27 protein-coding genes and 1 pseudogene are annotated in these 25,510 nt (G+C 38.5%); 13 read left to right on the top strand and 15 right to left on the bottom strand.

Annotated features, from left to right (window positions below; genetic code table 11):
• Positions 1-24 precede the first annotated feature (24 nt).
• On the bottom strand, positions 25-1,272 hold the full coding sequence (locus FN924_RS06780) for a dicarboxylate/amino acid:cation symporter (protein ID WP_143892939.1): 1,248 nt from the start codon (positions 1,270-1,272) through the stop codon (positions 25-27).
• Positions 1,273-1,563: 291 nt separating this feature from the next.
• Here FN924_RS06780 and FN924_RS06775 point away from each other — a divergent pair, with 291 nt between their 5' ends.
• On the top strand, positions 1,564-2,622 hold the full coding sequence (locus tag FN924_RS06775; RefSeq protein ID WP_143892937.1) for an NAD(P)/FAD-dependent oxidoreductase: 1,059 nt from the start codon (positions 1,564-1,566) through the stop codon (positions 2,620-2,622).
• Positions 2,623-2,658: 36 nt separating this feature from the next.
• On the opposite strand, the gene FN924_RS06770 is transcribed toward FN924_RS06775, so the two are convergent.
• The 4 genes from FN924_RS06770 to FN924_RS06755 all read right to left on the bottom strand — a co-directional run bounded on the left by FN924_RS06770 (position 2,659) and on the right by FN924_RS06755 (position 7,000).
• Complete coding sequence (locus FN924_RS06770) at positions 2,659-3,072, bottom strand: VOC family protein (RefSeq protein WP_143892935.1); 414 nt, start codon at positions 3,070-3,072, stop codon at positions 2,659-2,661.
• 191 nt (positions 3,073-3,263) lie between these two features.
• Positions 3,264-4,235, bottom strand: coding sequence for a nuclease-related domain-containing protein (locus tag FN924_RS06765; protein ID WP_143892933.1), 972 nt, complete (start codon positions 4,233-4,235; stop codon positions 3,264-3,266).
• Between the two features lie 219 nt (positions 4,236-4,454).
• Positions 4,455-5,570 carry an alanine dehydrogenase gene (ald, locus tag FN924_RS06760; protein WP_143892931.1) on the bottom strand — a complete coding sequence of 372 codons (1,116 nt, stop codon included), beginning with the start codon at positions 5,568-5,570 and terminating at the stop codon, positions 4,455-4,457.
• A gap of 92 nt (positions 5,571-5,662) precedes the next feature.
• The gene (locus tag FN924_RS06755) at positions 5,663-7,000 is read right to left on the bottom strand and encodes a sodium-dependent transporter (protein ID WP_143892929.1); all 1,338 of its coding nucleotides are present in this window, start codon (positions 6,998-7,000) and stop codon (positions 5,663-5,665) included.
• Between the two features lie 298 nt (positions 7,001-7,298).
• On the opposite strand from FN924_RS06755, the gene FN924_RS06750 reads away from it, so the two are divergent.
• From FN924_RS06750 to pabB, 6 genes are all read left to right on the top strand, one after another.
• Positions 7,299-7,445 carry a BH0509 family protein gene (locus tag FN924_RS06750; RefSeq protein ID WP_143892927.1) on the top strand — a complete coding sequence of 49 codons (147 nt, stop codon included), beginning with the start codon at positions 7,299-7,301 and terminating at the stop codon, positions 7,443-7,445.
• Between the two features lie 145 nt (positions 7,446-7,590).
• Positions 7,591-8,067, top strand: a complete 477-nt coding sequence (locus FN924_RS06745) for a hypothetical protein (RefSeq protein ID WP_143892925.1) — start codon at positions 7,591-7,593, stop codon at positions 8,065-8,067.
• 108 nt (positions 8,068-8,175) lie between these two features.
• Positions 8,176-8,601, top strand: coding sequence for a VOC family protein (locus FN924_RS06740; RefSeq protein WP_143892923.1), 426 nt, complete (start codon positions 8,176-8,178; stop codon positions 8,599-8,601).
• 72 nt (positions 8,602-8,673) lie between these two features.
• On the top strand, positions 8,674-9,675 hold the full coding sequence (locus FN924_RS06735; protein WP_143892921.1) for an LLM class flavin-dependent oxidoreductase: 1,002 nt from the start codon (positions 8,674-8,676) through the stop codon (positions 9,673-9,675).
• 128 nt (positions 9,676-9,803) lie between these two features.
• Entirely contained in the window at positions 9,804-10,424 is a 621-nt protein-coding gene (locus FN924_RS06730) for an anthranilate synthase component II (protein ID WP_143892919.1), read from the top strand.
• Positions 10,402-12,138: an aminodeoxychorismate synthase component I gene (pabB, locus tag FN924_RS06725; protein WP_228409606.1), complete on the top strand. Its 1,737-nt coding sequence runs from the start codon at positions 10,402-10,404 to the stop codon at positions 12,136-12,138. The genes FN924_RS06730 and pabB overlap by 23 nt, the downstream gene beginning before the upstream one ends.
• A gap of 33 nt (positions 12,139-12,171) precedes the next feature.
• Here the strand turns inward: pabB and rlmN are convergent, their stop codons facing one another.
• Positions 12,172-13,245, bottom strand: coding sequence for a dual-specificity RNA methyltransferase RlmN (gene rlmN / locus FN924_RS06720; protein WP_143892915.1), 1,074 nt, complete (start codon positions 13,243-13,245; stop codon positions 12,172-12,174).
• A 217-nt stretch (positions 13,246-13,462) separates the two neighbouring features.
• Here rlmN and FN924_RS19305 point away from each other — a divergent pair.
• Positions 13,463-13,975, top strand: a pseudogene (locus FN924_RS19305) (peptidoglycan recognition protein family protein); the annotation flags it as partial.
• Entirely contained in the window at positions 13,961-14,506 is a 546-nt protein-coding gene (locus tag FN924_RS19300) for a peptidoglycan-binding domain-containing protein (protein ID WP_228409652.1), read from the top strand. The pseudogene FN924_RS19305 and the gene FN924_RS19300, both read left to right, overlap by 15 nt.
• A gap of 27 nt (positions 14,507-14,533) precedes the next feature.
• Here the strand turns inward: FN924_RS19300 and FN924_RS06710 are convergent, their stop codons facing one another.
• The 4 genes from FN924_RS06710 to FN924_RS06695 all read right to left on the bottom strand — a co-directional run bounded on the left by FN924_RS06710 (position 14,534) and on the right by FN924_RS06695 (position 17,854).
• A complete protein-coding gene (locus FN924_RS06710; protein ID WP_143892911.1) occupies positions 14,534-15,175 on the bottom strand; it encodes an HAD family hydrolase in 642 nt (213 codons plus the stop codon).
• Between the two features lie 17 nt (positions 15,176-15,192).
• A complete protein-coding gene (locus FN924_RS06705; protein ID WP_143892909.1) occupies positions 15,193-15,936 on the bottom strand; it encodes a sulfite exporter TauE/SafE family protein in 744 nt (247 codons plus the stop codon).
• 211 nt (positions 15,937-16,147) lie between these two features.
• A complete protein-coding gene (locus tag FN924_RS06700) occupies positions 16,148-17,206 on the bottom strand; it encodes a C45 family autoproteolytic acyltransferase/hydrolase (protein ID WP_143892907.1) in 1,059 nt (352 codons plus the stop codon).
• Between the two features lie 84 nt (positions 17,207-17,290).
• Positions 17,291-17,854, bottom strand: coding sequence for a DUF1836 domain-containing protein (locus tag FN924_RS06695; RefSeq protein ID WP_143892905.1), 564 nt, complete (start codon positions 17,852-17,854; stop codon positions 17,291-17,293).
• A 131-nt stretch (positions 17,855-17,985) separates the two neighbouring features.
• Between FN924_RS06695 and trhA the strand changes: the two genes are divergently transcribed.
• Positions 17,986-18,621: a PAQR family membrane homeostasis protein TrhA gene (gene trhA / locus FN924_RS06690; RefSeq protein ID WP_143892903.1), complete on the top strand. Its 636-nt coding sequence runs from the start codon at positions 17,986-17,988 to the stop codon at positions 18,619-18,621.
• A gap of 370 nt (positions 18,622-18,991) precedes the next feature.
• On the opposite strand, the gene FN924_RS06685 is transcribed toward trhA, so the two are convergent.
• The 4 genes from FN924_RS06685 to copZ form a co-directional block, all read right to left on the bottom strand.
• A complete protein-coding gene (locus FN924_RS06685) occupies positions 18,992-19,180 on the bottom strand; it encodes a YkgJ family cysteine cluster protein (RefSeq protein WP_323368642.1) in 189 nt (62 codons plus the stop codon).
• A 219-nt stretch (positions 19,181-19,399) separates the two neighbouring features.
• Positions 19,400-19,537 (bottom strand): hypothetical protein, encoded by a 138-nt coding sequence (locus tag FN924_RS18830; protein ID WP_158633956.1) that lies wholly within the window; start codon positions 19,535-19,537, stop codon positions 19,400-19,402.
• Between the two features lie 12 nt (positions 19,538-19,549).
• A complete protein-coding gene (locus FN924_RS06680) occupies positions 19,550-21,964 on the bottom strand; it encodes a heavy metal translocating P-type ATPase (protein WP_143892901.1) in 2,415 nt (804 codons plus the stop codon).
• Positions 21,965-22,030: 66 nt separating this feature from the next.
• Positions 22,031-22,237 carry a copper chaperone CopZ gene (gene copZ, locus FN924_RS06675; protein ID WP_143892899.1) on the bottom strand — a complete coding sequence of 69 codons (207 nt, stop codon included), beginning with the start codon at positions 22,235-22,237 and terminating at the stop codon, positions 22,031-22,033.
• Between the two features lie 144 nt (positions 22,238-22,381).
• Between copZ and FN924_RS06670 the strand changes: the two genes are divergently transcribed.
• Positions 22,382-23,032 (top strand): polysaccharide deacetylase family protein, encoded by a 651-nt coding sequence (locus FN924_RS06670; RefSeq protein WP_143892897.1) that lies wholly within the window; start codon positions 22,382-22,384, stop codon positions 23,030-23,032.
• 179 nt (positions 23,033-23,211) lie between these two features.
• Entirely contained in the window at positions 23,212-24,000 is a 789-nt protein-coding gene (locus tag FN924_RS06665; RefSeq protein ID WP_143892895.1) for an HAD family hydrolase, read from the top strand.
• Positions 24,001-24,370: 370 nt separating this feature from the next.
• On the opposite strand, the gene FN924_RS06660 is transcribed toward FN924_RS06665, so the two are convergent.
• A complete protein-coding gene (locus tag FN924_RS06660; RefSeq protein WP_143892893.1) occupies positions 24,371-24,916 on the bottom strand; it encodes a hypothetical protein in 546 nt (181 codons plus the stop codon).
• 141 nt (positions 24,917-25,057) lie between these two features.
• Here FN924_RS06660 and FN924_RS06655 point away from each other — a divergent pair, with 141 nt between their 5' ends.
• On the top strand, positions 25,058-25,501 hold the full coding sequence (locus FN924_RS06655; RefSeq protein ID WP_143892891.1) for a DUF6376 family protein: 444 nt from the start codon (positions 25,058-25,060) through the stop codon (positions 25,499-25,501).
• The last annotated feature ends 9 nt before the right edge of the window (positions 25,502-25,510 follow it).

Raw genomic sequence — 25,510 nt, 5'->3', positions numbered from 1 at the left:
TTGAAACCATTGTGCTCTTTTAAATTATGCTTCAGTTGCAGCTGGATCTTCGTTAAAATTGCTGTTTTGATGTCTTTTCTCACTTTCTGTAACAACAACAGCACAAGCAGCATCACCAGTAATGTTAATTGCCGTTCTTGTCATATCAAGTAGCCGGTCAATTCCAATGATGAGAGCAATCCCTTCAACTGGCAGTTGTACTTGGTTTAATACCATCGCTAGCATGATAAGACCAACACCTGGTACCCCAGCAGTCCCAATACTTGCCAGAACCGCTGTAAGAACAACCATTAATAATTGGGTAAAGGATAAATCCGTATTATAAACTTGTGCAATAAATATAGTAGCTACCCCTTGCATAATAGCAGTCCCATCCATATTTATCGTTGCACCAAGTGGCTGAACGAAGCTACTGATGGATTTTGGAACTCTCAAGTTTTCCTGGGCAGTTTTCATTGAAATCGGCAATGTAGAACTACTGCTAGACGTACTAAATGCAACCGTCATTGCTGGGAAAAATGATTTAAAGAAATAGACAGGGCTCATTTTTCCTAACGTGGATACTGCAGCTCCATAAGTAACCAGTGCATGGATTAACAATGCTCCAAGAACGACTAGGAAGTAGGATAACATTGCTTCCAGTCCGTCTAGTCCCATACGACCTACTGCTGAGGCTAACAAACCAAACGTACCATAAGGAGCAAATCTCATGATAAGGTTTACAAGGAACATCATAATATCGTTCCCTTGCTCAATTAGCTTATAAATCCCTTCGGTTTTTTTGCCAAGCATTGCGAGCGCAAAGCCGACAAAGATAGAAAAGGCAATGATTTGAAGCATATTCCCTTCCGTCATGGACTGGATAGGGTTTGTAGGGATAATATTTGTGAAGGTTTCTACGACACTAGGTGCTTCTTGGCTTTCGAACTCTGCACCTGAAGGATCAATTCCAGAATTACCTGGTTGGAATAAGTAAGTTAAACCAATAGCAATGGTAATAGCTATTGTAGTTGTTACGAGGAAGAAGCCGATTGTTTTGGCCCCAATTCTTCCTAACTTCTTCGGATCTCCTAGTGAAGCAGTACCCAATGTGATCGAGAAAAACACAATTGGTACAACAAGCATTTTAATTAAATTTAAAAATATAGTTCCCAGTGGTCCAAAGAAATAACTGTCCAATGGTGAAAAAATATCTGGTGCGGCTAAATTCAATACTAGACCGACTGCCAAACCTGCAATTAAGCCGATGATTATCTTTTTCGTAAGACTCATCGCATTCCCTCCTTTTTTTATAATACGATAATATTTTACAATAATTCCATGGGTAAACTAAAGCGAAACATTCTCCCTCCTCCCTTATTACCCAAAAATTCAAAATACTATTCCTTATATTAACAAAAATTATTCAATTATGTAAGCGTTTACCATAGGATATTTGACCTAAAAATTTGTGAGAAGTTTAGAATTCTTTCTAGCCTTTACACCTCTTTTTTGGTAGTCTTTAATAGGGGCGAAACGGAAGCGCTTTATCTATACTATTGGATATCTAAAGGGGTTTAAGCGATGAAAAGATTAGTAATTTTAGGTGGCGGATATGGTGGCATGAAAATGCTATATAAACTTCTTGATCTTGGATTGCCAAGTGATGTGGAAATCACGTTAGTGGATCGAAATCCTTATCATTCTTTAAAAACAGAATTTTATGCGATTGCAGCAGGAACTACATCGGATAAAGATGTTCGGTTCAGCTTTCCAGTCCATCAACAAATCCAATATGTGTACGATGAAATCATGAAGATTGATACCGAGGAAGAGCAAGTACTATTAAGAGATTCAGAGCCTGTTCCTTACGATTTCCTTGTAATTGGACTCGGGTGTGAAGACAATTATCACGGAATTGAAGGAGCACCTGAATATACAGAAAGTGTCCAAACCATTAAAAGAGCACGCCACGCAGGCTACAAAGTTGGAAACCTAGATGCATACAAAACAGTTGCCATTGTTGGCGCTGGATTGAGTGGAATTGAAGTAGCAGCAGAAATCCGCGAAAGTAGACCTGACTTAAATGTACGCTTACTAGACCGTGGGGGGTCTGTGTTAAGTGCTTTTGACCGAAAAATTCAAAACTATGTGGAAGATTGGTTCAAGAAAAATGATGTAGAAGTTCTACACCACTCTAATGTTGAATATGTGGAACAGGATGCTGTTTGTAATAACGGAGTTTGCTTCTTAACCGATGTGACGATTTGGACAGCGGGAGTAAAACCAAATCATTTAGTCCGTGAGTTGCCATTCGAAAAAGATAATCAAGAAAAAGTCATAACCAATGCTTTTTATCAAGTACCTGAAAACAAACATGTATATGTGGTCGGAGACTGTGTATCCTCTGAATATTCACCAAGTGCTCAATTGGCTGGGCAACAGGGGGAACAAATTGGCGAAGTGTTATTTTCCGTTCTCCATGACAAAGAACCACTTGCTCCTAAGAAGATAAAATTAAAGGGAGCTTTAGGCTCACTAGGTAAAAACGATGGCTTTGGAAATATGTATAGCCAACCGATGACAGGGATGTTACCGCGATTGGCGAAATCCGGTGTCCTTTGGTTAAACAAACGACATTAAAAAGGTGGAATCCTATATAGGATTCCACCTTTTTTGTTATTGCACCTGAAACTTTTCCTTGAAAACTGGACTGAGCTCGCTCCAAACATCAAACCGATTTCCATCCAAATCTTGAAATACAAAATTCCTACCAGGATGCCCACGGTCTTCAATTTCTCCAACTTCAATATCAAGACTCTGAAACTTTTTATGTAATGCTTGAAGAGCTGATTCCCCATCCACCTCAAACGTAAGTGAGAATCTTGTATTCCCATTCGAATCCTGAAAATTAGAAGTTTCATTTTCACGTGCTTGGACTAAGAAAAATGCCTGGTTAGCTAAATTCAAAATCGCCTTATCCTGATCCTTATAATTTACCTCAGCCCCCAGCTTTTCCGAATACCATGCACTAGCCTTCTCCACATCCTGAACCGGGACATACGTCGTACCCACACGAATTAAATCAGACATACTACTCCCCTCCTTTCTATATTATTTGTATTCGGCATTGGACGGGAATTTCCTTTTTTGGGGGTGCGAGGAATTGGGGGGTACTTTCAAATGTTTCTAAAACACTTTTAATTTTTTGATCCATACTTTCAATTCAACCAAAATTACTTTTAAAAATATTTAAATTACTATTAGAATTTAGCTAAATACTTTCATTTCAACATTTCCGGCAAAAAATACCTCCTATCTTTATATCCACCTTTCCACGGTAGTCCTGTACTCTTTAAAATTCTAGAAGCTGCTGCGGGGTCTTTTAATTTCAAAAAGCTTCTACAATCTTTGTTCGTTATAAATCGATCTACTAGTAGAAGATAATCTTGAATAGCCTGTATATGTCCAGTCCGACACGTTTTTCCACACTTCAAACACTTCCACCTACCATGCCCTCTAACCATAGATAACTGAGTACATACATTACAATAAACGCCTTTGCCAACCTCCGTACTCTCAATCCCATAAATCTTTGTAACATCTTGAACCAATGGAGCATGTTCATGTTGAAGACTATTGCCAATTTCTAATAGCTCTCTATTCGTTATCCTGGACCGCTTATGTTGATCCATTAATTCAAATATCCTATCTTTTAAATGCTCGAAATGTAATACTTTCTTATAAATATGGTGGCTATTTTTACTTGCCGTAACAATTGTAGACGGATTGCTTATTCCGATTAACGTTTCAATTGGGAAGGAGCTTAATCCTCTAACCTCAAACCATTCATTCAGAAGCTCTTTCTGTTCCTTCACCTGAATAATTGGATCTCGGAAGCCTTCCTCCCTATCCTCCAATTTCCTAATAAACTGTTTAGAAATCGTGTCAAAATAAAGCGTCCCGACTATATTTTTTATTTCAATGATTATGGTGAAATACTGGGAAAGCAAAAGCGTATCAATTTGAAAATAATGAGAATTTACGTTTAAGCGGAGATCATGAAAAATGTGGAAAATGTGGGAGGGTAATCGATTTATAAAATAATCAATAGCTTGCTCTCCATCGTAGCCAGCCTTTCTTTTGGCAAAGTCTTCTTCAATGATTTTTCTTTTATAATGATTTGCCGGTAATCTTCGAAGAAGCGCTTCATCCATTTTCATTCTTAACGGGACTTGCCTATTTTTTATTAACATAACATACCTCCTTTGTATATTCTTTCGGTAAGTAGTTCCATCTTCCTTTATAAAATACTTTCAATATTGAATAACATACTTTCATAGAATATAAATTTACTTTTAAAAAAGCTCAAATACTTTCATTTCCTACTCAAATACTTTTATTTTAAATAGAATTACTTTCATATTCGCTAAAATTCAAAAAACCCCCGCATCCCGCGGGGGTTCCCTCTCTTTCTATTCTAGCAACTCGTCCACTGTCTTATATTCATAGCTTAAATCACGTGCCACAGCTTCGTATGTCACATATCCATCCATCACATTAACGCCCGATTTCAAAGAAGCATTTCCAGCAACCGCTTCGGCTACTCCTTTGTCTGCTAGCTGTAACGCATATGGAATCGTCACGTTTGTAAGACCTACTGTAGAAGTTCGTGGTACTGCACCTGGCATGTTTGCTACGGCATAGTGTACGACTCCGTGCTTCACATAGGTTGGATTATCGTGTGTTGTAATATGGTCACATGTTTCGATAATACCGCCTTGGTCGATTGCTACGTCGACAACTACGCTACCGTCACGCATTGATTTAATCATATCTTCTGTCACTAGCTTTGGAGCACGTGCACCAGGAATCAATACGGCACCTACGACTAAGTCGGAATCTGCTACTGCATCTGCGATATTTACTGGGTTAGACATTAATGTATGCACTGTATTTCCAAAGATATCATCTAACTCACGTAAGCGATCCGCACTAACATCCATTATAGTAACGTCTGCGCCTAAACCAATTGCGATTTTAGCTGCATTTGTTCCAACTACTCCTCCACCAATTACAGTAACTTTTCCTCGTTTTACCCCTGGAATGCCACCCAAAAGAATTCCTTTTCCACCTTTAGGTTTTTCTAAGCATTGTGCACCGATTTGGGATGCCATTCTTCCAGCTACCTCACTCATTGGAGTTAACAACGGTAAGGAACGGCCGACTGCTACTGTTTCATACGCGATCGCTGTAATACCGCTGTCAACGAGTGCTTTTGTTAAGCTTGGCTCTGCCGCCAAGTGTAAATACGTAAACAAGACTAAATCTCTTCGGAAGTACGGGTACTCTTCGGCCAATGGTTCTTTGACTTTAATGACCATTTCCGCTTTGCCCCACACATCATCAGCGCGATCTAACATGGTAGCACCTGCAGCTTGATAATCTTCATTCGTGAATCCACTGCCAAGGCCTGCATCCTTCTCTACATAAACCTGATGACCTGCTTTTACAAACTGATCCACACCTGCTGGAGTTATTCCAACTCTGTTCTCATTGTTTTTAATTTCTTTTGGAATCCCAATAATCATTGTTCCTGCCTCCCATACTGTAAGGTTAAATATGTAATAATTACGGCATTATGAGGGCACAAATGAAAGCGCCCTCAACCATTATAACCTATTTATATAAATCCTACTAAATTTACGTACACGATCAAAATCGTTATCGGTACAATCCATTTCATCACTGCTCTCCAGAGTCTATACCATACTGGCGAAAGAGAAGTAGAAAGAAAAAACTGCTCTTTTACAAGTTTTTGATCCATTCGATAGACAATAAATAATGCAATTAATAAGCACCCTAATGGTAATAGTATATTACTCACTAAGTAATCCGTTGCATCAAAAACAGTTTTTTCATAAATCTTAAAATCACTGAGCACATTCATGGATAGCGCTGCAGGAATCCCAGCAACAAACATGATGACACCGGAAACCCACGTAACTTTTTTCCGAGCTCGCTTTCCATTTTCCGTAAACGCGGACACAATAATTTCTAGCATGCTGAATGAAGACGTTAATGTCGCAAACAGAAATAGTAATAAAAACAAACTCAAGAACACTTCTCCAAACGGAATATGACCAAATACTGTAGGCAAAACCATAAATAATAGCCCCGGACCTTCGCTAGGCTCCATATTAAATGCATATACAGCTGGAAATATTGCCAGACCGGCAAGTAACGAAACAAAAATGTTCATAATCACAACTGAAATCGCTGAGCTCGTTAAACTGGTTTCTTTTCCTAAATAAGAACTGTACGTAACCATCACCGAAAAACCTACCGCTAAAGCAAAAAAGGATTGTCCTAATGCATATAAGACACCTTCCCCTGTTATTTTGGAGAAATCAGGCATTAAGAAAAATTCAATCCCTTCCATCGCACCATCGAGCGTTAAGGAACGTACGACTACAATTAAGAAGAAAATGAATAATAATGGCATCATATACTTGTTCGCTTTTTCAATCCCATTGCGGATTCCGAGCGAAATAAATAACACATTTATTAGTAAAAATAGAGCTAATCCAAGCAGGGTAATTGCTGGAGAACCAGTAATATTTCCAAACATCTCAGGATAGTTGGCACCTTCTTTAATTACTCCTCCTACAAGAGATTGAGTTGTATAGATGAGCACCCAACCACCAACAACACTATAGAAGGATAAAAGCAGAAACGAGCCTAGAACGCCCAATTTCCCGATAATATTCCACTGTGTGCCTGGTGCTAACAGCTTATAGGCAGTTATTGCTTCTTTTTGAGCACCTCGACCTATAATAAATTCTGATATTAATAACGGTAAGCCAATCAGAACGGTAAAAAGAATAAAGATTAGAAAAAAAGCTGCTCCTCCATTCATACCTGCTATATATGGAAACTTCCATATCGCGCCTAACCCAATTGCAGCGCCCGCGGAAGACATGATAAAGCCTAGCTTAGACGACCATTGTTCTCGATTCATACGTTCACTCTCCTAGTTGACATACTTTTCAAATAATGACCTTGCTTAATACCTACTTCCCATAAAGAGTGCCATAATTCCAATCAGAAGGCAAAAACGAAACCCTAACGAACCTATTAAAACAGAATATTAGACGATTGTCCGCTTCAATATCACATTTCTATTAGTGGTTCTCCCATCTATCTCATTTTGATATTTGTTTAATCTCATTTTGAGATATATAATAAAACCAAGAAATGAAAAACTTGGAATTACAACCAAGTGAGCGTACCAATCTTGGGTACAAGGAGGAATTACAATGAGCCAAATGGAACGAAACACGAAGATGGAACATCTCTGGGATATGACGAAACTTAATAAAGAAGATGTGTTAAGAATGTCTGACGAACAAATCGAATATTACCACTGGCTCTACTTTGAAGATTCTGTATATGACTTAATGTAAACTTTTACAAACAGTACTAGGACCATCTAGTGCTGTTTTTGTTTTACTGCCATGTCTCTCACTTATTTTGCTAACTATTTTCGTATAAAAATTATGGAAGATAGGGAAAATAATTGTGACGTATAAGAAAAAGGAGATGTGGCAGATGCGAAAAATCATTTTCTACTTAACACCACTAGTAATAATAGGTGTTGTTGCCTTAACTGGTTGGAGTCCTGGTGAACCGAATAAGAACGAAGAAGTACAGCGTACCATTAGTCAAATCAATGCACAATCTAAAGAAGTTGGAGTTGCAAGTGAATCTGCAGATGATCAAGAAATTTTGATGGGGCTAAAAACAGTTGTGGCTACTTTAGCTCGCCTAGAGAGTACACTAGTGGACAATCCGGATAAAGTACAGCGAATTAAAAAACAAGGAAAAGCATTAGAAAAAAACTGGGATGTCATTGAAAAAATGGTGGAGAAAAACTACCCGAACGATTATAAAACGATTGAAGAAAGCTTATATCCTCTGCTTTCACATACGCAAGAAGAAAAATTACAAATTAATAAAATGAAAGGGTTAGTGAAAGCAACAAGAACTAAGCTACAGGATTTCCGCACAAAACTATCTTCTAACTAATACACATTAATGGCTGTCCAATTTATTTGGTGGCCATTTTTTATTTTTGACGTATTCTCTACAATCCAGCTATGCTTAAGATAAAAATTCGTAAGGGGTTATGGAAGCATGAAAAAACAAATGGACCATATCGGGATTGCCGTTCGTCAGCTTGATGAAAGTATCCAATTTCATATAGAGGTTCTTGGGGGCAAATTAATTGATCGATATCGAAGTGAAGCTAAAGGAGTAGAAAGTGAAGTAGCTATTATTGATATAGATGGGTATCGCACAGAGCTCTTATGCCCTACAAATAATACTACCTCTCCTATCGCTCGTTTTATCAAACAAAAAGGAAAAGGGGTTCATCATATTGCATATAAGGTAGACAATTTGCCTGAAGCTATTCAACAACTAAAGGAACAAGGCATTCGTGTCCTAGAGGATACCTTGAGAACAAACAAGCATGGAAGACGATTAATCTACTTAAATCCCGCAGATACAGAGGGCACTATCATCGAATATTGTGATTATCCGAACGAAACGGTAAGCTAATTTCTGGACTCTTCCTATAAACAGGAGTATGCTTTCTACTACTCGGAATTCAACTAGTAGGAGTGAATAAAAATGACTAGCAAACAATTTCATCATACACGATTATCCGTATTAGACCTCGCCCCCATCAAAGAAGGGAGCGGTGCAGGGCAGTCTTTTAAAGATAGTGTGGAGCTTGCTCAACATGTAGAAAAGTGGGGATTCCACCGGTATTGGCTTGCGGAACATCATAACATGCCAGGGATTGCTAGCAGTGCTACTTCTGTTGTCATTGGACATATCGCTGGCGCAACGAATCATATTCGAGTTGGATCTGGCGGTGTTATGCTCCCAAACCATGCTCCCATTGTGATTGCTGAACAATTTGGCACATTGGAATCTCTCTACCCAGGTCGAATTGATTTAGGACTCGGAAGAGCACCAGGTAGTGACCAAGCAACAGCCTATGCACTTAGAAGAACATTAAATAGTAGTCCAGAGGATTTTCCACTTCAGGTAGAGGAATTAGAGGACTACTTTAATGGAACAGCTAGAGTTCATGCATTTCCAGGTGAAGGATTGCAAATTCCAATATGGCTGCTTGGTTCAAGTGGATTTAGTGCAAGACTTGCAGCGGAGAAAGGACTACCATTTGCCTTTGCGAGTCATTTTTCACCTGATTACACGATGGCTGCGCTTAAGCTATATCGAGATAACTTCCGTCCGTCCGAAGCATTAAAAGAGCCGTATGCAATGGTAGGAGTAAACATTATAGCAGCTGAAACAGAAGAACGAGCTAAATGGCTTGCAACCTCTCAACAGCAACAATTTTTAAGTTTAACACGTGGGCAACCTACCCAGTTGAAACCACCTGTTGATAACATGGAAGAGGCTTTTACCGTTCATGAGCAAGCTGCCATCACAGAACGACTAAACTCTGAAGCAACCATGATTGGGGAACCAGAATTGGTCAAACAAAAGCTGCAACAATTCATTGAAAAAACGCAAGCAAATGAAGTCATTATTAATACACAAGTGTTCGACCAAAAGGATCGATTACGTTCGTATGAATACGTGGCAGAAATGATGAAATAATTCAAGGCTATGGGCTTTATGTCCATAGCTTTTTGTATATTCCTTAATAGAGTGTCGTTTTTATAGCGTGCCATTTCACAAACACGGTATAATAAGGCAAATGAAATTTATAGAAAGGGATATGAAGCATGATCCTAATCATCGATCACTACGACTCTTTCACGTACAATCTTGTTCAATACTATAAACAATTTCATCCCGATGTTCGTGTCGTGCAGCACGATAAAATAACTCGTAATCAAGTGAAAGAATGGAGCCCTGAGTTAATTGTCCTCTCCCCTGGTCCTGGTAAACCATCTGATAGACCAATGACCCAGGATATTATAAAAGTGTTTCACAAAAGGTATCCCATTTTTGGAATATGTCTAGGTCTACAAATAATCGTAGAAGTTTTTGGTGGAACCGTCACAAAGGGCAATCAACCTATGCATGGAAAGCGAAGCCAAATCACACATGACAACACAGGCGTATTCCATACCATTCCCAATTCCATTTATGTGACACGCTATCACTCTTTAGTTGCCGCAATGCCAGATTTTCCATCTGAGTTTATCGTTAGTTCGAGGTCGGAAGATGGGGTTATCATGGGATTACGTCATAAAGAGTTTCCATTAGAAGCTATCCAATTTCACCCGGAATCTGAGTGGACAGAAAATGGATTTGAAATGGTGCAGAATAGTTATGAACAAGCAGTAAAATGGAAGCTCAATCAAAAGGGGGTAAATCATGAACCCATTGCTACTCTTTGAATTCTCGGATAAGAATGGCCAAATAACACCTCTTTCCTTTCAAGACCCATTACGAATCTACCAAACGAATCATGTATCAGAAATACATCACATTATGTTGCAGGTTGAAAAAGAAGTAGATGCTGGCTACTTTGCAGCCGGATATGTATCTTACGAGGCAGCACCGGCATTTCTTCCTAACTCTAAAGTCTATCAAAATACGAATATACCCCTAATATGGTTTGCTATTTTCGAAAAACCGAGTAAGGAGATACCGAAATTCACGGAGCCCTTCTCCGTTTCTAAATGGAAGCTCCATACATCCCGATTGGACTACGAAAAAGGGATCTCCAAAATAAAGCACGCGATTGAAATTGGGGATACCTATCAAGTCAATTATACGGCTAGATTAGCTGCAGATTTTTATGGGGATGACTTTTCCTTCTATAAGCAGCTAGTCGACAAGCAAAAAGCATCCTTTAGTGCGTATCTTAATATTGGAAACCGACGCATCCTATCCGTTTCACCAGAATTATTTTTCCGTATTGATGGGACAAAAATCACTACAAAACCGATGAAGGGCACAGCCAAACGTGGACGGTTTTTAGAAGAAGATAGGAATCAAATGATTCATCTAAGGAAATCGGAAAAAGAAATGGCGGAGAACATCATGATTGTGGATTTACTTCGTAATGATGTTAGTCGCATTGCCAAGCCCGGTAGCGTTAAGGTAAATAAATTGTTCGAAGTAGAATCCTATCCAACAGTTCATCAAATGACGTCAACGATTGAGGCTGAACTTCAACCGAATACAACCATCTTTGAATGGTTTCAAGCTTTATTTCCTTGCGGTTCTATTACAGGAGCACCAAAGCTTCGTACAATGGATTATATTGCTGAGCTAGAAACTAGCCCCAGAGATGTTTATTGTGGTGCAATTGGCTATATTACACCGGATCGTGATGCTGTTTTCAATGTTCCCATCCGTACAGTCATCGTGGACACTGTCTCTCATCAAGCAACATATGGTGTCGGTGGAGGTATTACTTGGGATTCGACAGTGGATGGGGAGTATGAAGAGCTATTCGCAAAAGCTCAAGTACTATCGGAAGAACCAATTCCAACCTTTCAATTGTTAGAGTCCATCTCACTAGAAAATGGGACATTTCCTTTGTGGCCACTTCATAGAGAAAGGCTTCAACAATCTGCTTCTTACTTCGATTATCCTGTGGACTGGAATATCATAGAAGAAGAGATGATGGAATTAGCGAATCAGCACAACTCTGGTCATTTTAAAACAAGATTACTTATTGACAGGAATGGACAGCATGTCCTAGAAGCTGAAAAGGTTGTCTCAGTGAAAGGTCCAGTTATTTGTACTCTTGCAAAATCAGCAATCAATAAAGCAGATCGCTTCCTTTTTCACAAAACAACTCACCGGTCCATATATGATAAACACCAGAAAGAGGCGCCGGATTCCTGTTTCTCTCCACTTTTGTGGAATGAACAGGAAGAATTGACCGAATTTACGTTTGGAAATCTCGTAGTAGAGAAAAATGGAGCATTTTATACCCCTCCCCAAACATGTGGTCTATTAGCAGGGACACTTCGACAGCACTTATTGAATCAAGGAAAAATTGAAGAAAAAGTAATAACGAAGACAGATTTAATTACATACGAAAAAATATGGTTTATTAATAGCGTTCGTGGCTGGTTAGAGGTTCAGATGAAATAAAAGGGAGCTTAGATTACCTAAGCTCCCTTTTTGTTACCGTACTTTCTCTTTTTCTTTTTTGATTTGCTTACTTCGAAGCTGACCACATGCTGCATCGATATCTGTTCCATGCTCCGTACGTACTCCACAGTTTATTCCTTCGTTTAGTAACACTTCATAAAAGCCAACGATGGCATCCTTATAGCTTCTTTCATATTGAATATGTTCACTAACTGGGTTGTATGGAATTAAGTTCACATACGATAAATGACGTTTATCTTTTAGAAGATTTGCCAGTTGTTTAGCTTCTTCTTTATGATCATTTACATCCTTCAACAAGATATATTCAAACGTGATTCTTCGATTTGTTTTTTCCAAATAATAATCAATAGCAGGCATTAACTTCTCTAATGGAAATGCCTTGTTGATTTTCATAATTTGCGTTCGAAGCTCATTATTTGGCGCATGTAAAGAAACGGCAAGATTAACTTGAATATTCTCATCCGCAAAGTCATAAATCTTGTGCGCTAAGCCACTTGTGGAAACCGTGATATGTCTTGCTCCAATCGAAAGCCCATTTTGATCGTTGATGACACGTAGGAAATCCATCAAATTCTTATAGTTATCAAATGGTTCTCCAATCCCCATCACTACAACATGACTCACTCGTTGGTCTTTTCCTCGTTCATCTAAATACTTTTGAACATTCATGATTTGTTCCACAATTTCACCAGAGGAAAGATCGCGGTTTTTAGTTAAGATACCACTTGCGCAGAAGGTACACCCGATGTTACACCCTACTTGTGTCGTTACACAAACCGATAACCCATAATGCTGCTTCATGAGCACCGTTTCGATAAGATTCCCGTCCTGAAGCTTAAACAAAAATTTAACAGTCCCGTCCTTGGAAACTTGTTTAATCTCTTCTGATAATGTGTGCATCACAAAATGATCTGCAAGTAAGTCTATGCACCCTTTATTTAAATTCGTCATTTCTTCAAAGTCTGTTACTCTTTTTTTGTATAACCAATCCCAAACCTGTTTCGCACGGAATTTTTTCTGTCCATGCTCCACGAGCCAAGTCGTTAATTGGTCAAATGTTAATCCATAAATGGATTCTTTTTTCATGTAGGACCCTCATTTCGTAACTTCTCAATATTACTATAGTAACGGAAAGCCACGCTTCTAAGCAAATTGTTTCTTTGTAATGGGTAAATTTACTACGACAAAACAGACACCATATTGTATGGTATTTCCTATTATAGAAATGAAGAAATGTTCCATGGAACGCTTCGTTAGATGATTCATATACTAATAGGTGAAGAAATGGTAGAGAGGTGAAAATGTGAAATACAATATTATCCGAGATTATATTGGGGTTGGAAATTCTCGTCCAGGTGAGCCCCTAGGTCAAGTAAGATTTATTGTGAGTCATGACACAGGAAATCCAGGATCTACCGCATACGCAAACCGAAACTACTTTGAGAACAGTGATCCACTAGCATCCGCTCACACGTTTATTGATGACAATACGATTTTAGAAATCATCCCGTTAAATGAAAGAGCTCTTCATGTTCGAAGTAATGTGCCAGGAGATAATTCAAGATACGGGGCAGATGCTAATAACGCAGCCATTGGTGTTGAATTAGCGTATGGACCAGGCATTAATTTTGAAGAAGCCTACAAACGATATGTTTGGTACCATGCTTATTTAGTAGATAAATTTAACCTTGATCCAAGTGAAGATATTATTGCGCATAGCACGCTAGATCCCGCTCGCCGAACAGATCCACAAAATGCGTTAAATCGATACGGAATCTCTTGGAGCGATTTTATTCGAGACGTGGAACAAACATTTGACCGATTGTTTCAAGGAAATGAAGCTATTCCAGAACCTGTTGTTAAAGGTACTTCTGTAGAACTACCTCTAGATATAGGAGATCAAGGTCCATTTGTTCAAGAAGTCCAACAGTCACTAATTCGTGTTGGTTTCCCACTTCCGATCTTTGGTGCAGATGGAATTTATGGAGAAGAAACGAAACGTGCTGTGATGAAGTTTCAAAGAAAATATGGATTGACCGTTGACGGGTTGGTTGGTCCGCAAACATTAGATAAACTAGCGGAAGTAAAAGGGGCCACTCGCCCGATTAACGATTTCCCATTACCATCCGGTATTCTTCGAAGAGGTGATCAAGGCACAGGAGTTCGCCAATTACAGCGTGCCTTACAACGAATTGGATTTGATCCACAGCTAATTGATGGGATTTATGGACCGTTAACTGAAAATGCAGTGCGCCGCTTCCAGTCCAAGTATGCGGATTTGCAGAACGATGGGATTTATGGACCAAACACTAGACGCTTTATTGAAATGGAACTTAGTGAACTATAGGATAAAAAAATGGTATTAGAGCTTACTCTAATACCATTTTTTTATCCATTCTTTAAACTCCTTTATCGATTCAAAATATTGATCGGGTTCTAGATTGAACTCCTTCGTTTGAACATGCTCCAACCAATGAACGCCGACTGTTGTCACACCAGCTTCTTTCCCTGCTTGAATGTCTGCATTACTATCCCCTATGAACATCGCTTCATCTGGATGCACTTCTAATCTATGTAACGCCTTGTTTAATCCTTCTGGATCTGGTTTGGCAACTTGAACATCATCCCCTGTAATAGTAAGATCAAATATACCTTCCATCTCTAATTTTTGAAGTGATATGTCCAAGCTTCTTCTCGCTTTGCCTGTAACCATACCTAATTTAAACCCTTTTTCTTTCAAATCCTTTAGTAACACTTCGATCTCACTATTTCTTGGAACAAATGCTTCATGTTGTGTTTCATATACATGAAAATACCACTCAACTGCCTCTTCTTTTTTATCATGCTTCAAATTCTGTCTTATAATATCCGCTTCTGTTGGACCAAACATCTCTACAATTTCTTCTTCTGTTAAGGAGCGATGATCGTATTCCTCAAACGTTTTTTGGAACCCTTCAAAACAAACAGGCAATGTATCAGCTAAAGTTCCATCAAAATCGAAAATTATGGCTTTCATCCTATCCCATCCTTTTTTTAGAATAATAATCGAATTGCACCTAAAGCAGTAAATGTCAGAATTAATACATGAAATGTTTTTTGTGGTATTTTCGGTAAAAGCTTAATACCTATAACAGCACCAATGACAATGGATGGTACAAGCCATACATTAAAAGCTAGTGAATCAAACGTAATTAAATCTAGTTGTACATAGAACGGTACCTTGATTACATTAACAAACAAGAAAAACCAAGCCCCTGTCCCGACGAACTCTTTCTTCGGCAATTCTTTAACTAGGAGATAGATGGCCATCACACCTCCAGCGGCATTTCCAATCATCGTTGCAAACCCCGCCAATCCCCCCATAGCAATGGTGAACCACATAGCCTTCGGTAAAGCCTGATTAAAGGACTCTCCGAACTTCTCTCTACTAATTTGTAAAACAATTAGAGCTAGTACAAGAATACCAATCATCGGCTTTAACTGCTCACTACTTACTTCGTCTAAAACAAAATAACCAGCAATTATGCCAATTAGAACCCAAGGAACCAAAGAGAATAAATATTTCCAAACTACACTTCTTCTATAATAAACAACGGCAAAAATATCTCCTATGATGAGAAGTGGAAGCAAGATTCCAACAGATTCTTTCGCAGGAAATATCAACATTAAAGCAGTCACTACTAAAATGCCTAAACTAGAAATACCTGTTTTCGTAAATCCAATAAACATTGCGCAAGTAAGAACGACTCCCCATTGTATTACGGACAGCTCAAACATTCGAACACCCCATCTCTGACTCTTCTTATTGTACTATGTTCGGGTCTATTGAGAAATATAAAATGGAGCATCCCTAATCGGAAAGCTCCATTTTAATGTGTCTATTGACGTTCATGAAGTTGATTTTATCACTGGATTTCGGTTTAAAACGTTCGAAATAAGCTTTTTATCGCAATGTAGTCGTTTATAATCGCTTGCGCCACATTTCTTATCATTTCCGAAACCATGTAGCATTCTCATCCATATGGACAAACGGAATATCCGTATCCACTTCTCCATATATCTTATCTCGATCTTCATCCTGACCTGCAAGCCATGCAGCAAAATCAAAGACTGTTGGCTTTTGATTTCCACCTAAAGCCATCCATACCTTTTGTTCACTCGGGAAATAGGCTGCTGTATGTATCGTTCCTGCCCAGCTTTTATAGTCAGTTGAAAATAGCCCTTTGTCCATGTCATTGAAAAGTCGAAAAGCCTGCTCACCTTCCGAAAGATTCGCCTGTTCAATAATATCTAATCGGCGTTGGGAATCTTTTAAATAATTGCGGTTCTCTGCTTTCATGATTTCAAAATGGTTTGTACATGCCTGTGCTTCCCTTACCTCTACACCTCTTGGTGATGCTTCTACTACACGAGTTTTACCAGTTGTATCATACACAATATAGCTAAAGGAATGACGATGTGGTAGCTCTTGCAACAGCCTTACCGCTTCATCTACATTGGAACAGTTTTCTAGTACCATTCTTCCAATCAACCCACAGATAAATCCATCTCCAGGTTGTTTTCTATGCATAAAGTTATACCCCATCACTAATCCTTTTTCATTGATTCCATCAGAGCGTCCCGTAATCCGTTGACTATTACCTGCTACCGCATATCCGGCATCCGTTGGTTTGTAAAAAACAAATCTTCCTTCATACGTCTTCGGATGATAGTCATAGTTTCTGATAAAATAGTCTTGACCGGTCACGATGGAACAACCTGATTTCTCATAGTCCAATCGATAGCCACCGAATTCCTTTAACACCTTTTGCATGGGCCATTCTAGCGAATCTCTCAGTCCACACAATTCCTCCCAAATGGCTGGTGCAAATCGGTCAAACATTTCTTTGGTTTCTTGCTCATCTAAAACAAATCTCGCCCTACGCACCTTCCATTGTCTTTCCCTATTTTTAAGAATTAAAGATTCTTTAAGCTCTACGCCTTGTTGGTATCCAAAGTCATAGTGACTCCCGCGAAATTGAATAATCGTGCTGTAAATCTTTTTCAATCTAAGCAACCCTCTCTACAGAATTCTATTTACAGTTTATCGTAATGGAATACATATGGAAATGAAACTAAACCGACTTTGTGTTTACTCCTTATTCTCTGCCATATCATCCACAATCTGTTCTGCTAGTCGACGATACAAATTACTCATATGAACTAACACACTTACTAAAAGAAGGTTATCAATAATTTCGTCCCCATCACTAATAGAATTCTCTATTAACTCATTGTTTAGCTTTTGTACATTTTCTGTAAAAGATATCGAGCTACTGTTTGTTTGTGCTACATATGCGTTATATAATGCTTCTAAAGATACTTTTTCTGCTGATTGGGTCTTGTCTAATAAAGATTTAATATCGCTAATAGAAAGGGTTCCTTTCAGCTGATAAATTAAACTAATGAGCATAATATGTTCTTTTGAATACCTCTTGTTTTTAATCGGTGGGAATAGCTTACCCTTTGCATAATTGTTAATCATCGTTTTGGTTAATACTTTGTCGTCGGGTTTTCTTTTTGATCCACTAAATGCTTTTTCAAACAGTTGTGTGACTTGATCCATATATAAATCAATGTCTGGAATATCGTCCATCTTAATTTGATTTTCTAGCTCTAACTGTTGTATTCGATTTCGTAATTGTTGGTTATCCATTTCATCAACCTCAGTTTTTCTTTTTATTATAGACGGTAAAAACAAGCTAGTAAACATTGACTACGTCTTAATATGGTAGTATTATAATATGTAGTATCAAAAACTACATGATACGATAAGGGGAAATGATGATGAATACGTATATTCGAGAGCCTATTAACGGCCTAACACATTTATTTGGTGCAGTTCTTTCGTTTGTTGGATTGTTAGCGATGGTGATTAAAGCAGATAGTGTCATCAGCATTACTGCTGGGATTATATTCGGGGTGAGTATGATTTTGCTCTATTCCGCATCCGCAACGTACCATATGGTCATTGCCAAACAGAAAGTCATTGCGTTTTTAAGAAGACTAGATCACTCCATGATTTACGTATTAATCGCTGGGACATATGCTCCTTTTTGCCTTGTTGCTCTGGATAATTGGGTAGGAATTACGCTCTTTAGTGTGATAAGCTCCATTGCCGTTCTAGGTGTCTTATTCAAAATGATTTGGTTCCATTCTCCAAGATGGTTATCGACTTCCCTTTATATTGGGATGGGCTGGATGATTGTTTTCGTAGCAGGTCCATTGACAGGAACGGTAGAATCAATTGGACTAATTCTCCTGTTGGTGGGAGGAATTATATACACGATTGGTGGAGTCATTTACGCAACAAAACCGAAATTTTTAGAATCTAAGTATATGGGATTTCATGAAATATTCCATATTTTCATCCTATTAGGTAGCCTTGCACACTTCTTTAGTGTCTATCTCTATATCCTTTAAAGACAAGCTTGTCCAATGGACAAGCTTGTCTTATGATGTCTTTTTTCCATAAAGTGGTCGATAAATTCAACTAGGTGTTCCACAAAATGTTCACCAATGGTTTTTAAAGAATTAGTAGCAATGCAATCGTACTTTAAAAAGTACGGCTGTATGATCTTAAGATTAAGCTAGTATGGTTTTCCAGTTGCCTTTCCTCCCCAGCCGTGTCGATCATACACCACTTCTAGCCCTTCTAAGGTGGTTCGAAATATATCACACTTAATTTTTTTATGCCCTTGCTTTTCCCTCCTATTTTGGACGACACTTAGGCTGTAAAGTCTTCCCAAGTAAAGTCTATCGATAGTAAGCCGATGGTTTCTTCTTCTTTCCATTACCAATCCGTTATCGTAGCTAACTCTGGTTTTCGGAAACAAGGTAATTGCTCAGATAACCCAAACATTTTGCAGATTTCAGGACGGGAAGAATAAATACCGCATCTATTTTGATCCAAGTCATAAAAAATGCACGTGCCGTAATATCTTTGCTGATTCCGCAGCTGTTCACGCTGTTTTTTTGGCATAGATCTAACTTTCTTCGTAATCTTCTAGAGTTCTTTACTAGTAATTTGGACCGGACCACAGCATAATCCCGGACATGTGGCACAAGGTAACGTTTCCATCTTTTCCCCTCGGTTCTTCTTTCAAATCTTCTACATACTTATATAGACTCCAAATATTACAAAAAGGTTATAAAAATTCAAATAAAATAGCTCTCCTAAACAGAAGAGCTATTTTATCCGTTATTTGTAATCTGAACCCTCTGAATGAGGGGTATGATTCTGGGTTGGAGGTGTTTCCCAAGCATTCACGTAGACTGTATATCCTACGATGACAACTACCAAATACAGGACGGCAGCGATTGCCCACTTTTTCATCATTATTTCTCCTTTTTAAAGTTTTACCCTTTGGAGTCTAAGAGCATTCAAGACGACAGAAACAGAACTGAAAGCCATCGCTGCACCCGCAAGCCATGGGGCAAGGAATCCAAGTGCTGCAATCGGAATCCCGAGCGTGTTATATCCAAATGCCCAAAATAAATTTTGTTTAATGTTTACAATAGTCTTTTTACTCATGAGGATAGCATCTGCAATACTATTCAAGTCACCACGGATAAGTGTAATATCTGCAGCTTCCATTGCAATATCTGTCCCTGTCCCAATTGCCATTCCGATTTCTGCTAAAGCTAGCGCTGGGGCATCATTGATTCCATCTCCGACCATTGCTACTTTTTCCCCTGCTTCCTGCAATTTTTTTACTTCTTCAGCCTTCTGTTCTGGAAGTACTTCCGCAATAACATGCTCTATTCCAGCTTCAGACGCAATCGCTTTTGCAGTTCGCTCATTGTCTCCTGTAATCATATACACGTTTAATCCCATATCTTTCAATCGGGAAATTGCTGTTTTCGAACTATCCTTAATTGTATCGGCGACAGCAACTAAACCTGCATACTGCCCGTCGATTGCAACCAGCATAACTGTTTTACCGGTTCCCTCTAATTCTGTGACTTTTGAAAGTATCTCTTCTACATTCACATGGAGTTGTTTCATTAATTTTCTAGTTCCAATGACAACTTCCGTTTCTTTTACCTTTGCTTTAATCCCGTAACCGGGTATCGCCTCAAAGGAATCCGATCGGTTTAGCGATAGTCCTCTATCCTCAATTCCTTTTACAATTGCCTGTGCTAATGGGTGTTCGGATTGCTTTTCAGCAGATCCAACGAATTGAAGAAATGTTTCTTGTTCCATAGAGCTCTCCACAATCACATCCGTTAATACTGGCTGTCCATTCGTTACTGTACCCGTTTTATCTAGTAAAATCGTCGTAAGATCATGTGTTTTTTCAAGGTGTTCTCCACCTTTAAATAGAATTCCAAATTCGGCAGAACGCCCAGATCCTGCCATGATAGAGGTTGGGGTTGCTAACCCAAGGGCACATGGACAAGCTATAACTAGTACAGCAATTAATTTTTCTAAGGCCACAGCAAATTGTCCTGGTTCCACCCAGATAATCCAGATCAAGAATGTAAGAAACGCAATTGCTACTACAATTGGGACAAAAATACCCGAGATTTGATCTGCCAATCGTTGAATAGGTGCTTTCGAGCCTTGTGCATCTTCAACGACTTTTACAATCTGTGCTAATGCTGTGTCTTTTCCTACTTTAGTCGCTTTCATCTTAATAAACCCATTTTTATTAATAGTAGACCCGATTAACGAATCTCCTGCTTCCTTATCAACCGGAACACTCTCTCCTGTGATCATAGACTCATCAATAGCGGATTGTCCTTCAATTATTTCTCCATCCACTGGAATTTTTTCACCTGGTTTTACGTAAACCATGTCACCAACTATGACTTGTTCTATTGGGATAACTAGTTCATTTCCATCTCGAACAACCGTTGCCGTTTTCGCTTGAAGATTCATTAGCTTTTTAATCGCTTCTGAAGATCGCCCTTTTGCTTTTGCTTCGAATAATTTCCCTAACAAAATAAGTGTAATAAGTACGGCGCTTGTTTCAAAATACAATTCCACCATTTTTTCTCCAGAGCCAATCGATTGTATTGTTAAATACAAGCTATAAAAATAGGCTGCAGATGTTCCTAAGGCTACAAGTACATCCATATTGGCACTGCCATTTCGTAACGCTTTATAGGCACCTACATAAAATTGCTTTCCTACCACAAATTGAACCGGTGTTGCTAACGCTAATTGAACCCAAGGATTCATAAGCATATCTGGCAGCCATATAAAATTTGTAAACTCAAAATGGCTGACCATCGCCCACAATAACGGAACAGAGAGAATGAGTGAAAAGATGAATTTTCCTTGTTGCTTCTCGATTTCCTTTGTTCGGTAGTCGACCGCGTCTTGTTGATCTCCTTTGAGTATTGCTCCATACCCTAGCTTTTCCACCTTTTCAACTAGGTTTTGAATGGTAACTGTATTCGGATCGTATTCCACGGTTCCGCTTTCAAGTGCTAAGTTAATCGAAGCGGTTGATACACCTTCCATCTTGTTCAAGCCTTTTTCAATTCGAGTCGCACATGCTGCGCAGGTCATCCCCGTAATAGAAAACTCTGCTTTCTCCTGAACAACGTCATAGCCTAAATCACGGACTTTGGATTGTAGTGCATCTATATTTGTTTTCTCCGGATCATAGGATACATTCGCCTGTTCCAGCGCAAAATTAACTCCGGCTGTTTCAACTCCATCTATTTTATTAAGTCCTTTTTCAATTCGATTTGCACACGCGGCACAGGTCATACCAGTAATTTGTAAATTTATGTCTTTCACGGTATCACTCATCTTGTTTCTCTCCTTCTCACCGTTATTTTGTTTATGTAAGAGGTGCTGGTAAAAGCACCTCTGTTATTAGGCTACATCATAGCCTTGGTCTTCAATTGTATCCTTTATTTCATTTAGCGTTACTTGTTCAGAGTCATAACGAATGTCCACATTCCCATCTTGTAAATCCACCTTCACACTTTCCACACCAGCCATTTTACCAACGTTTCCTTCAACGGCACTCACACAGTGATTACAAGACATACCTTCGACTTTTAATGTAATTTGTTCCATAGTTATCGCTCCTTTTAAAATGGGAATCTTTTCTTCACTTTTTATACTATACCCCCCTAAGGTATATTGTCAACAGAAACTTTATAAATTTTTCTTATAAGTTATGATATGTAATATAGTACTTTTTAACCGGGAGGATCCATAATGAATTTATACAATGGTAATTCAAACATTCTCTACTTTTCACAATACCCGAACATACACATAAAAAACAAAAGCACGGCTCAAAAGTCTGTAACCTTATCCTTTGATGATGGGCCTAGTGAACATTTAGAACGAATACTTACTATTCTTAAAAACGAAAGAATCCCTGCAATGTTCTTTTTCCAGGGAAACCAAATACAGACACATAATCCCTTGCAGAAGGTACTTGAATATGGACATGAAATTGGCTCCCATTCTTCCAATCACATTGCCCTATCTTCATTATCTAAGGAAGAGCAATATAAGGAGATAAAAGATAGTATAGAAACCATTGAATCGCAAACTAATCGAAGGGTTCGTTATTTTCGCCCTCCATACGGAGATTTTAACGAGGATACGCTTCAGATTGCAGAGAAGTTAAATATTCAAGTTGTCATGTGGAGAATCGCATCCTTGGATTGGGAATTAGAGCAAGACCCTCCTCAAATTATTACCAATGTGATTCAGCATTTAGAGGATAAAGCGATCATTCTACGACATGAGTTTCAGCAAACCGTGCATATACTACCAAAGCTTATTGAAGAGATCCGTAAGAGCGGGTACACGTTTTCTTTACTGGAAGAGGAAAGGGGGTTATACGGCGACTATTGATATAGTGCAAAACCTCTGTTTTAAAAACGCTCATCCATACCCACCACCGGTATTTTTGAAGTTTTGATTAAATTTCTTTCCATTAATATCAGCAGCATACCCATTTCTTAATGGTTTTCATTTTCGCTCATCAGAGTTTGTGATAAAATTCCAATATCAATGCAAGAAAAGGAGACTTTATGAAAACATACAAAACATTGTTTTTGGACATCGATGGAACTGTATTGAAGCCAGATCACACAATTGATCCGTCTACGGTGGATGCTGTGAACCAAGTAAAAGATAAAGGCGTGGAAGTATTTTTAGCTACGGGGCGACCACTTCATGAAATAGCACCTATAGCGAACGAGCTAGCTATCGATTCTTTTATAGGATATAACGGTGCACTTGCAATATACAAAGAACAAGTTATGGTCAATGAACCAATCGCTACAAATACAATCCATCAATTCTTAAACATTGCGGAAACTTACGGACATGAAATGGTTCTATATACAAGTAAGCAAAATACGTTTACAACGCTCGCATCCCCAATTGTGCAACAATTTATTGATACTTTTAAACTACAAAAGAACACCCTGTATTCACCGGACTACGCGGATGATATTCTAGGTATCACATTGATGGGAGTAGACAAAAAAGAAATCCCTCACTATCAATTAAGTGATGATTTGTTCTTTTCTCAAGTAAATGTCCATGGTCTGGAGCATTCCTATGATGTTATTCGTAATCGGGTCAATAAAGGCAAAGCCATTGAAAAGTTGCTGACTCACCTTAAAATAGATAAAGCAGAGGCAATAGCATTTGGAGACGGAATGAATGATAAAGAAATGCTAAGCTTTGTTGGAGAAGGATTTGCTATGGGGAATGGACATCCTGATTTATTTACTTACGCAAAGCATAAAACAACTGCAGTTACGGAGGCAGGGATTTTCCATGGATTACGAAAGCTAGGTTTGGTGGAATGAATCAGCTATTGATTCATTCCCTTTTTTAACTTTCGTTCGCAATACAAAAAAAGAGCCTCCACCAATTGTGGAGGCTTAACAGGAGGTTAAACAAGCCAATAACAAAAACCAAAGTACCTGAGAGAGTTTAGATCCTTTGGTTTTTGACTGTCGCATCCTTACCGGCTGCAACTATATTCTCAGACACCTTGAGAATAGATCGAAAGCATATACCTAAAAGGCAGATAGCCTCGAGTCCCGTACTTATGTGTTACACTGACATTCCCTTTTCAAAGATGTTTTGTTTTCTATGAACATAATGTAACATAGGTTTTTATAGCTCACGACAGTTTTGTCAGGATATCTTACAATGTTTTTTCAAAATCTCCCATTACTTCGCAGATAGGGTTCTCGTTACATTCCATACCTGACGATAATCATGATACGCATTAAGCGCAATGTCTAAATCATGAAAATAACGGTGGAGATTTCTTACATGTTCGATATTTTCTTCTTCCTTCACGGATTTAGCTAATCTCTCAATATGCTCTAAATCATGAATAAGGTTTTCTTCTTTCGCGGATTCTACAAACCCACCTATTTTCTTCAAAATATCATCTGCCATGTTTCTTTGCTCTATCCAATTCAAGTGGTTAATTGCGCCATATCCTGTTGTATCATTATAAAATTCATGAGTAGAGGAAACGTAGTCTCCAATATTCCGGTGGTCTTTCCCTATCGTTGCCTGCACTTCTTTTATCTTCTCTGCAGTTTCTTCATCAATATCTTCCGCATTCATTGACGTTAATTCACCAGCTAAATCCCTACCTTCAGACTCTGGTGCAGAGAAAAACATTACATATCCTGCTATGACACTTATTGCAACAACCATGAGCGTTATCATTAAGGTCCATCCGTATAGTCCGATTTTTTTCACCTTAACACCCTTTCCGAACACTACATGTCATACATATCTTACCAAATATATGATGTGCAAGTATCCGACGATTGATGCATATTGAAACCATTTCTTATTGTTCCCCGTATAGTACAGTAACTGGATGAAAGGAATGAAACGATGAAAAAACAATTTACTATAACGTCTTTATGTCTGGCCACTGTATTTGTTTTATCTGGGTGCTCTCTTTTTGGTGAAGTGGAAAATACGATGAATTATGCAGAAGAAGCACAAGATCACATTCATACATTAGCAAACTTTGCAGAGGAAGCACCGACCATGCTATCAAGTGCTATGGAAGATCCACAAATGAAAGAAAAGCTTCTAAACAAACTTGAAACCCTTGAAGCAGATATAAAATCGTTTCAAAACATAGAAGTACCTGCGGTTGCAGAATCGATTCATCAACAAATAGAAGAAAAAAATAGTGTACTTTTAGAAGAAATTCAAACATACACACAACAAGGAGAATTAGTAATAGAAGACATACAGCAATCGGAGATGTTCACTACCATTCGTGACCTACAATCATTAATGACTCAAATTGAAAATCTTGGATTATAAAAAAGAATT

Source organism: Radiobacillus deserti (assembly GCF_007301515.1).
GTDB classification, from domain to species: domain Bacteria; phylum Bacillota; class Bacilli; order Bacillales; family Amphibacillaceae; genus Radiobacillus; species Radiobacillus deserti.
This window is presented reverse-complemented; position numbering and strand designations above follow the sequence as displayed.

Coding starts and splice junctions, on each gene's coding strand:
- copZ (WP_143892899.1), bottom strand. CDS start 22,237: ATGGAACAAATTACATTAAAAGTCGAAGGTATGTCTTGTAATCACTGT.
- FN924_RS06770 (WP_143892935.1), bottom strand. CDS start 3,072: ATGTCTGATTTAATTCGTGTGGGTACGACGTATGTCCCGGTTCAGGAT.
- FN924_RS06740 (WP_143892923.1), top strand. CDS start 8,176: ATGAAAAAACAAATGGACCATATCGGGATTGCCGTTCGTCAGCTTGAT.
- FN924_RS06765 (WP_143892933.1), bottom strand. CDS start 4,235: ATGTTAATAAAAAATAGGCAAGTCCCGTTAAGAATGAAAATGGATGAA.
- pabB (WP_228409606.1), top strand. CDS start 10,402: ATGAACCCATTGCTACTCTTTGAATTCTCGGATAAGAATGGCCAAATA.
- trhA (WP_143892903.1), top strand. CDS start 17,986: ATGAATACGTATATTCGAGAGCCTATTAACGGCCTAACACATTTATTT.
- FN924_RS06735 (WP_143892921.1), top strand. CDS start 8,674: ATGACTAGCAAACAATTTCATCATACACGATTATCCGTATTAGACCTC.
- FN924_RS06710 (WP_143892911.1), bottom strand. CDS start 15,175: ATGAAAGCCATAATTTTCGATTTTGATGGAACTTTAGCTGATACATTG.
- FN924_RS06670 (WP_143892897.1), top strand. CDS start 22,382: ATGAATTTATACAATGGTAATTCAAACATTCTCTACTTTTCACAATAC.
- FN924_RS06750 (WP_143892927.1), top strand. CDS start 7,299: ATGAGCCAAATGGAACGAAACACGAAGATGGAACATCTCTGGGATATG.
- FN924_RS06680 (WP_143892901.1), bottom strand. CDS start 21,964: ATGAGTGATACCGTGAAAGACATAAATTTACAAATTACTGGTATGACC.
- FN924_RS06755 (WP_143892929.1), bottom strand. CDS start 7,000: ATGAATCGAGAACAATGGTCGTCTAAGCTAGGCTTTATCATGTCTTCC.
- FN924_RS06745 (WP_143892925.1), top strand. CDS start 7,591: ATGCGAAAAATCATTTTCTACTTAACACCACTAGTAATAATAGGTGTT.
- FN924_RS06780 (WP_143892939.1), bottom strand. CDS start 1,272: ATGAGTCTTACGAAAAAGATAATCATCGGCTTAATTGCAGGTTTGGCA.
- ald (WP_143892931.1), bottom strand. CDS start 5,570: ATGATTATTGGGATTCCAAAAGAAATTAAAAACAATGAGAACAGAGTT.
- FN924_RS06775 (WP_143892937.1), top strand. CDS start 1,564: ATGAAAAGATTAGTAATTTTAGGTGGCGGATATGGTGGCATGAAAATG.
- FN924_RS18830 (WP_158633956.1), bottom strand. CDS start 19,537: ATGATGAAAAAGTGGGCAATCGCTGCCGTCCTGTATTTGGTAGTTGTC.
- FN924_RS06695 (WP_143892905.1), bottom strand. CDS start 17,854: ATGGATAACCAACAATTACGAAATCGAATACAACAGTTAGAGCTAGAA.
- FN924_RS06685 (WP_323368642.1), bottom strand. CDS start 19,180: ATGCCAAAAAAACAGCGTGAACAGCTGCGGAATCAGCAAAGATATTAC.
- FN924_RS06730 (WP_143892919.1), top strand. CDS start 9,804: ATGATCCTAATCATCGATCACTACGACTCTTTCACGTACAATCTTGTT.
- FN924_RS06705 (WP_143892909.1), bottom strand. CDS start 15,936: ATGTTTGAGCTGTCCGTAATACAATGGGGAGTCGTTCTTACTTGCGCA.
- FN924_RS06665 (WP_143892895.1), top strand. CDS start 23,212: ATGAAAACATACAAAACATTGTTTTTGGACATCGATGGAACTGTATTG.
- rlmN (WP_143892915.1), bottom strand. CDS start 13,245: ATGAAAAAAGAATCCATTTATGGATTAACATTTGACCAATTAACGACT.
- FN924_RS06655 (WP_143892891.1), top strand. CDS start 25,058: ATGAAAAAACAATTTACTATAACGTCTTTATGTCTGGCCACTGTATTT.